2 protein-coding genes are annotated in these 8362 nt (G+C 69.6%); both read right to left on the minus strand.

Annotated elements, in window-relative coordinates:
• Nucleotides 1-7219 (minus strand): NHL domain-containing protein (locus V5A19_RS13070; RefSeq protein ID WP_332327901.1); only part of this gene is annotated, 7219 nt, incomplete at its 3' end.
• A gap of 202 nt (nt 7220-7421) precedes the next feature.
• The coding region (locus V5A19_RS13075) for a helix-hairpin-helix domain-containing protein (RefSeq protein ID WP_443081504.1) at nt 7422-8362 on the minus strand (941 nt) is incomplete at its 5' end.

The raw sequence follows: 8362 nt of genomic DNA on the forward strand, positions 1-8362 counted from the left end.
GGCCGTAATCCATACGCTGGGCGATGGCGCCGGTGGCGGTGTTGATCACCAGCCGTACGCTGCCCAGGTGATCCGAGATAATCCGGTATTCCGTCCCATTCCTGATCATGTAGGCGGGGACGTTGGGCTTGGCCCCGTACACGAAGCGGGCCTCTACGTTGCCGGACCCATCCAGCTCGGCAATGGGGTTGAGCGAGTCCTTGTACAGGAAACCCTGCACCAGGCTACCGTCCACCTTTTTGCCTATGCGGCGATTCCGGCCGTCGATGACGTAGTCGATGGTCTTGCCCGAGGCCAGCTCGACGTGGCGCAGGTTGCCCAGGGCATCGTAGTCGTAGGTGGTGGTGCCGGCCGGGCCGGTCTGGGACCGGAGATCGCCCGCCTGGGTGTAGCCGTAGGTGGTGCTGCCGTAGCGGATGAGGCGATCCTGTTCGTCGTAGTCGGCGGTGATCGTACCGCTGGGCGTGGTCACCGCGGTCCGGTTGCCGTTGGCGTCGTAGCTGTAGTCCGCCACCAGGGAGCCATCCCGGGTGACCCGGGTCAGGCGGCCGCCGTCGTCGTAGGTGTAGTCCCAGGACTCCGGAGCGCCATTCACCGTCTCGGTCTCCCCGGTAATCCGGCCGAGCTTGTCGCGGGCGTAGCCGGCGTCATAGACCCCGGCGCCGGATACCTGCACCGTCCGGCCACTGAGCTCGCCGAAGGGGTTGTAGGACCGGCTGCCGGTAATGCCGGCCAGGGCGGTGCCGGTGACCCGGCCGTGGTCCGGATCGCGGGTCAGGCTCAGCGCCCCGGCGGCGGTGAGCAGGCCGTCGTCGTCGTAGGCGAAGCCCACCTGGCTGCCGTTCACCGAACGGCCGGTGACCCAGAAGTTGTTGTCGTAGTCCCGGGTGACCGTGCCGCTGACGGTGCCGGCCCACTGGCTGCGGGTGGGCAGGAAGCCGTCATAGGCCAGGCTCAGGTTCTGGCCGCCGGGGGCGAGGATCGTGGCGAGCTGGCCGGTATGGCTATCGTAGCCGTAGGTGACCGTGCCGAACTTGGGCAGGATCACTGCAGACCGCCGGCCGCCGCTGTCGTAGGTGATATCGACCACGCCGCCGCCGGGGCGCTCCACGCTGGTGAGCTGCTGGTCGCGGTTGTAGGTGTAGCGGGTGATGGTTTTGGTACCGCCCAGGTCCGGCGGGGTGTAGCTGGCCCGGTTGTCGCGGCCGTTGTGGGTGAACACGTGGGCCGAGCGCCCGGGCGGAATCACGGCCGTCAGGTTGCCCTCGGCATCGTAGCGGTAGCCGACGGTTCCCCCGTCGGGCAGGGTCTGCTCGGTGACTCGGCCGGCGGCGTCCCGGGTATAGGTGACCACCCGGCCCAGGGGATCGGTGACCGATTTCAGATAGCCGGCCTGGTCGCCCGCCCCGGCGCCGTAGTAGGCCAGCCGGGTGGTGCGGGTTTCGGTGCTGCTGGCGATGGTGACCTCCGTCGGCCGGCCGCGGTTGTCGTAGGCGGCATTCATGGGCGCCAGGCCGGCGGGATCCAGTGCCAGGGTGCGGCCCTGGCCGTCGATGGTGCGCATGGCCGTACGCCCGGCCGGGGTGGTGAGCGTCCAGGTGGCGGTGGCCTGCTCGAACACCGCCTCGGCCCGCCGGCCGTTGACCGTGACCGAGCGGCTCAGGCGTACAGGTCGGACGGCCGGCGCGCGATCCGGGACATTGGCGCTGCGCCCCCGTTGGACGGTTCGCTCCAGGCCGGAGGGCGTGGTGATCGTCGCATCCTCCGTAACGGGGGCCCCCATGCCGAAGCGGGGATCCGGTGCCTCGGAGCGGGTGACGGTTGTACCGTCCGGCCGTTCGACGGTGGTGTCCCCGCCATCGGTGTGGGTTCGCCGGGTCTCGGTCCCGTCCGGGGCCCGGTTGGTATACACCCGCCTGCCCTCAAGCGGGCGATGGGTGGTGAACGCCGAGGTGTGGCCCTCGCCGGAGGTCATGGTCACCCGGTAACCGTCGGCAACCCGGGTACGAGCAATGTCCCACAGCCAGCCGTCCGGGCCGTGGTCGCGGACCAGGCGGCCGTTGCCGTTGTAGGCAAAGGCAGACGTGTCGCCGCCGGGGTCAGTGATCTCGGTCAGCAAACCGTCCCCGGTGTAGGCCATGGCCCAGGTGGCTCCGGTGGCCTCGGTGAGGCCCGTGAGGTGGCCATTTCCGTCAATGGTGAGCGCGGTGTGCTGGCCATCGGGGGCGACGATGGCCGTGGCCTGGCCCGCGGCATCGCGCTCGATGGTGGTGGTATTGCCGTCGCCGTCGGTGATGGCGGTGAGCCGGCCCACCGGATCACGCTCGAAGGCCCGCAGGGTGTGCCCCGTTCGGGTATCCTCGCTCCGGAGGATGCGGCCGGCGTCGTCGAAGACGTAGCGGCGGTTGCCGTCGCGGGAAGGCACTGCCGTCTTGCCGTCCAGGGTGGTCATGCGCCCGCCGGCGCGGACCCGAAAGATGCGATCGTCCCCAGGGGCAGCGATGTAGAGGTTGCCGCTGGGTCCCACCGCGACATCCCGCGGATGGGATAGGGGGACCTCGGTTGGGGAACCCCCCTCCTTGAAGGGGGCATGGATCCGCCGGAGGCCGTTACCGGCCACGGTGGTGATGGTCCCCTTCGGCTGGATCCACCGGATTCGATGCCCCGTATTGGTAGCAATATAGAGGCCGGTCCCTTGGCCAAGGGCAAGACCATCCGGGCTTTTTAGAAAGGCGTCCCTGGGGTCCCCGCCGTCGCCCCCGTAGCCGTAGTCATCCCCGGCAAGCGTCTCGATGGTTCCATCGGGGGCCACCCGGCGGATTCGGTATCCGGCTTCCGCGAGGAACAAACTCCCGTCGGGGCCCACCGCGATGGCCTGGGGTTTTCTTAGGTCCACCGCAGTAGCCGGCCGGCCGTCGGCATCCAACGGTCTGGTGGAGCCGCCACCGGCAACGGTAGTAATGGTGCCGTCGGAAGCTACCTTCCGGATCCGTTCATTGCGGGTATCGGCGATGTACAGTCCGCCGTCGGGCCCCACCGCCACATCCTTCAGTTGTCGAAACTGAGCCTGAGTAGCCGGGCCACCGTCGCCGCTGAAGCCCTTCTCCCCGGTACCGGCAACGGTCGTGATGAGGCCGTCGGGATCGACTTTCCGGACGCGGCGGTAATCCGCGATATACATGCTGCCATCCGCCCCCACCGCGACACCTCTAGGGCTGGTAAACAGTGCCTCGGTGGCCGGCCCGCCGTCGCCAATGTCGTTGTCACCCAGGGGGCGGTTTCGCCGTTTCCCCGCCACCGTGGTAATGGTCCCATCCGGCGAAACCCGCCGTATCCGGTCGTTGCCGTGGTCGGCTATATAGAGGCTACCGTCGGGGCCAGACGCAACGCCTCTAGGGTTGAAGAGCTGCGCTCGATCCGCCGGGCCACCGTCGCCGCCGAAGCCAGCTTGGCCCGTCCCCGCCACCGTCTCAATGATCCGGGCGTCCAATTTCCGCCGGGACCCATCACCCCGGAACAGCACGCCATCCCGCAGGGTATGATCGGCCGAAAGGCTCCAGTTGCCTGCCCCTTGTCTGGGGCGATGAGGGGACTCCAGAGAGGCCTTCCACTCCTTGGTGAAATCGAATCCCCGACAACGCCCTTCTCCGGAGGCCCCAAGGGCCTTGAAGGCTACACCGGTTGGGGTTGTGGTGGTTTGGCTAGGTTGGCCGAAGCTGCGGAGACTGGCTGTACCACCCCCACCTCCTCCCCCACCGCTCTCCCTCTGGGGCCGACGATAGACACACCCGTAATGGTAGGCCACCCGGATGTAAGCTTTGGCTTCCCCGTACCACTTCCGACCGAAACCGTCCCGCCCGTCCCAGGTGAAGGTGAAGCGCTGGTCGGGATGGGGGTCCGCGAATCGCCGCCGGATACGCTGGCCCGCGATGTCGATCTCAACCTTGACGTACCGCAAGTCTTCCGGAACCGAGCTCCCCATGACAGGAATCTCGGTGGTGGTGTCAGCGGCTCCGGCAGCGCGGTCGCTGTTGTAGTGGAGGGACAGCCCCGTTCCCGGAACCTCGATGGATTCGCTGACGGCCTGGTCCTGGGGACTGATGGAGCAGCCCGGGCAATCGTTTTGCTCCGAGGTCTCCCCGGCTTGGTCTGCCTCTGGATCCACTTGAAACGAGGGGCCCCGCGCCCCGGAGGGAGGCCCATACCCCCAGTTCCAATCCCAGGTGGAAAGGTGGGTGGTGGTGACCCGCCACAGGGTATCGCCCGGCTCGTATCGGTTTGCGAGCCGGGCCCGCTCCGGATCGGTGATGCCCAGCTCGTTCCGCTCCTCGGCGGTGGCCGGGCTGCCGTCGCCGGTGACATCCAGCCGGGCGAGTCCCCCGGACTTCCCAAGGACTTCGATGACCCGGCCGTTTTCCTCGGCGACCCAATTCGCCGTGTCCCGGTTGTAATAGCCCACCGGTACCGCCCCGCCGGTGGGGAAACCCAGGAAGTTGTCCACGTAGACGGACACCGGCTGATTGAACCGGACCTCCTTGCCCCCCTCCGCAACGCCCCGCTCACGGAACTGATCCGTGGACAGCTCCACCGCGTAAGTGTACCCCGTCGAGGGCGGAAGCTCGGCCGGCATGGCCCGCGGCCCCTCGGGGCCGACGGTGTATTCGGTCAGCCGGAGATCGAGCTTCGCGAGCTGCTCGGTGGTGCCGTCGGGGCGCTTCATCGAAGCTGTCGTGCCCTGTGGGACCATGACCACGGCCTGGCGGGCGCCGGCTTGATCGGTCACCTCAGGACCCGCGGCCACCTGCATGGGCCTGTCGCTAGTCAGATCGATGCGGGTGACCTTGTCGCTAAGCGGGGTCAAGACCACCTCGTCCACCCGGTACCAATCGTTCCAACCGGTATCTACCGTCCTTTGAACGGTCAGGAAGCCTTCCTTCCGATACACCAGAGTCAGTTGCCCACCGCCATTGGCGGCGAGGTCGAAACCGCCATCGGCCTGGGTGCGGGTCTGCCCGAATTCGGGATGGTTGAGGACGCTGACCGTAACCCCGGGCATGGGCTCGCCGGCGCGGTTGGCGACTTCGCCCCGCAGTACGGCTACCCGCCGGGCCTCGATGGTGCCGGCGCCGACACCTTCCTGGATGGGGTTGGGCCCGCGGTGGAGGAACGCTACCCGTTGGGCAAACGGCGGCATGCCCGACTCGGGCATGGGGGGAGCCATTTGGGAGGAATCGGGCGGGATATCGCTGGTAGCAATCTCAGCCGAATCGCTCTCGTTGCCGGCGCGGTCGACGGCCGCCACCCGGAGCCGATCGCCGGCCTGGGCAGCGATCTCGGCGGTGAACCGGCCTTCGCCGTCGGCGGCGGCACGCACGGTCTCGCCGGTGCGGGTGTTGGTGACAACCACCGTGGCGTGGGCCTCGACGCTGCCCTTGGCGCCGGTGACGGTGGCGGTGCCGCCCCTGACCTCGACCTCGATCTTGCCGGTGGCCGGAGCGGCCGGCGGGACGGTGTCGCGGATCACGGTACGGGTCAGAGTGGCGCGGTTGCCGGCGCGGTCGGTGGCGGCCAGGCCGAAGCGATGAGTGCCGTCCTCGCTCAGGGTCACGGTGTGGGCAAAGCCGTGATCGGGCCCGAGGTCGACCGGGGCGTCGGCCACGGTGAATTCGGCCACGCCGCTGGCGTTGTCGGTGACCCTTCCGGTGAGGGTGAGCTCGCTTCGATTGGTGTAGGCGCCCTCTTCCGGCTCGCTAACGGTGATGACCGGCGGGGTGACGTCCAGGGTGACGGTCACCTCCGCGGCCTCGGAGGTGTTGCCGGCGTGGTCGGCCACGGTGGCCGCCAGGGTGATCCGGCCTTCCGGCAGGGGTGGCTCCGCGGTGCAGGTGCTGGTGCCCTCACCGTGGTCGCAGGCCACCGCCACCGAATCCCCGTCCACGCTAACCGCTAGGGTGTCGGGGGCCACGCCGCTGCCGAGGTCACGGTGGGCCAGGCGCAGCTCGGGGGTCAGGCTGGCGTGGACGGAGTCGGGCCCGGGGGCCTCGAAGGTCAGCGTCGGCGAGGTGACGTCGGCGAACAGGCTCAATGCCCAGACCCGGCCGGTGTGCCCGGGCCCGCGGAAGGCCTTGCGGTGGGTGACGCTGCCGGAATGCGCCACCCGTGCCAGCCCCTGGGGCGAGGCGACCCACACCGCCCCGTCCGCGGGGTTGGCGGCGAGATCGACGAGCTTGCCCTGCCGGGCCAGGGGCCGGAGCTCGAAGCGCACCAGGCCGGCGGCGGCCACGTGGCGCAGGGTCCGCTCCCCGGCCAGCCACAGACCGCCCTGGCCGTCGGCGGCCAGGTGTCCGGCATCCTCGATCGCCTCGCGGAGCTGGCGGGTACCGTCCGGACCCAGGCGCAGGAGGTGGTCGTCGCCGGCCACCCACAGGGCGTCCAGGGACGGCGCGTAGGCCAGGGCTTCGAACTCGACGTCGCCGCGATCCGCCAGATCGATGCGGGCGGCGCGGGTGCCATTGCTGGCGATGGCCACCAGGGTCTCGCCCTGCGCCAGCCAGAGGCGGTCGCGCTGGGTGTCGATGGCGAGGGCCTCGGGATCGTCCTCCAACGCCGTCCGCCATTGGACGGTGCCGTCGCGGCCGACCCGCAGGAGGGTCGCTTCCCGGACGAGCCAGACGGCGCCGGTCGCGTCCACGGCAAGGCGGGCCTTCCGGTGCCCTTCGCCGGCCTCGTGCCGCCCTTCGACTCCGTGCCCCTCCTTGCCCTTCTCGCCTTCGTCCTCGGCGTCCCGCTCGTCGTGACCCGGGCCTCCGGGCCCACCCCGGCCTTGGCGCATGCCGGTGAGGCGATTGCCGCCGGCAGGCCGGACGGCCCCGGCGGGGTCCTCTTCCCGATCCAGACGGGTGACGGTGCGGGGCCCGCCGTCCGGGTGGTAGGAAACCAGCTTGCCGCGGCGCAAGGCCCAGATGGTCCCCCGTCTCGGGTCGGCCACCAGGGCGCGCACCCCGCGGTCGGGCAGCTCGACCAATACCCGACCGTCGGCGGCCCCGAGCTTGAGGACCCCGTGGCTCTGGGCGGCCCAGAGGGCGTTGGGATTGGAATTGCTTCCGGAAGCTCCGGAGGCACCGGAGCTGGCGATGGTGACGCCGACAGCAGGCAGGACGAACGCCAGGCCGAGCAGAACCGGCCCGACACTACGGGATATTAACCGACTTTTCGGCACGGAGGCCCCCCTTTCGCGGCCTCCGAGCAAATCGATCAGAAACCGCCCCCTTTATTTCGTGGATCTTTTAGCAGGGATAAAAAATCGATGTCAAAATAATTCCTGAATTTAGATTTCAATAATAAAACGAAAAGCTTTTCTGGACTTTCTTTCTCCGTATCCGTCCCGAAATTCCCGGAACAATCCCCTTCCCGTTTGCCATCTATCCTGCCGGCGCATCCGCAAACCGCCCCATCCAAGCCACCTCCACCGTACACACCCCCTGCTCCTGCCGCACCACACCCTCGGCCACGAAGGGCCCGAACTCGTGCAGCAGCGCCCCATAGCGCCGGTAGGCGTCCGGGAACAGCACGCACTCGATCAGCCCTATGCGGTCCTCCAGGGTCAGAAAGCTCATGGGCAGGCCGTCGGTGCGGGTGCGGGCGGGCTTGCTGGTGACGTGCCAGCCGATCACCCGGACCCGCTCGCCGGCGTGGGCGGCCAGCTCGGTGGCGGGCACCGCCCGAGCCTCCCAGGCCGCGGTGGCCTCGGGGAACAGGTCGAAGGGGTGGCCGCCGACCACCGCGCCCAGGTGGCGCAGCTCCCCCTGCAGGCGCTCGCGGGGCGACTCGGGCTCGATCGCGGGGGGCGGGCCGGCGCTGTCGCCGGCGCCGGCGAACAGGTCCCCGGTGCCGGTGGCCCGAACCCGGCCGGCGTCGCTCTCCAGCGCCCACCGCAGGGCCCGCCGCGAATCCCCCAGGCCGTCCAGGGCGCCGGCGCCGATGAGGGCCTCCAGCGCCCCGCGGTCGAGGGCCGGCACGCGCCGGGCGAGCTCGTCGAGGCCGGCGAAGGCGCCGCCGGACTGCCGCTGCGCGACGAGCGCCGTGATGGCGCCGGGACCGAGCGCCTTGACCGCGTCCAGGCCCAGGCGCACCGCGTCGGTGCCCTCGGCGTGCGGCGCCGCGCCGCTGGCGTTGATGTGCGGCGGGCGCACCGCCAGGCCCAGGCGGCGGGCCTCGCCGAGGTAGGCCTGCAGGCTGTAGAAGCCGCCGCCGTTGCCGATGAGGGCGGCCAGGAACGCGGCCGGGTAGTGGGCCTTGAGGTAGGCACCCTGCCAGGCGGCAACGATGAAGGCGGCGCTGTGGGACTTGCAGAAGCTGTAAC

Source organism: Thiohalorhabdus sp. (assembly GCF_036628635.1).
GTDB lineage: Bacteria > Pseudomonadota > Gammaproteobacteria > Thiohalorhabdales > Thiohalorhabdaceae > Thiohalorhabdus.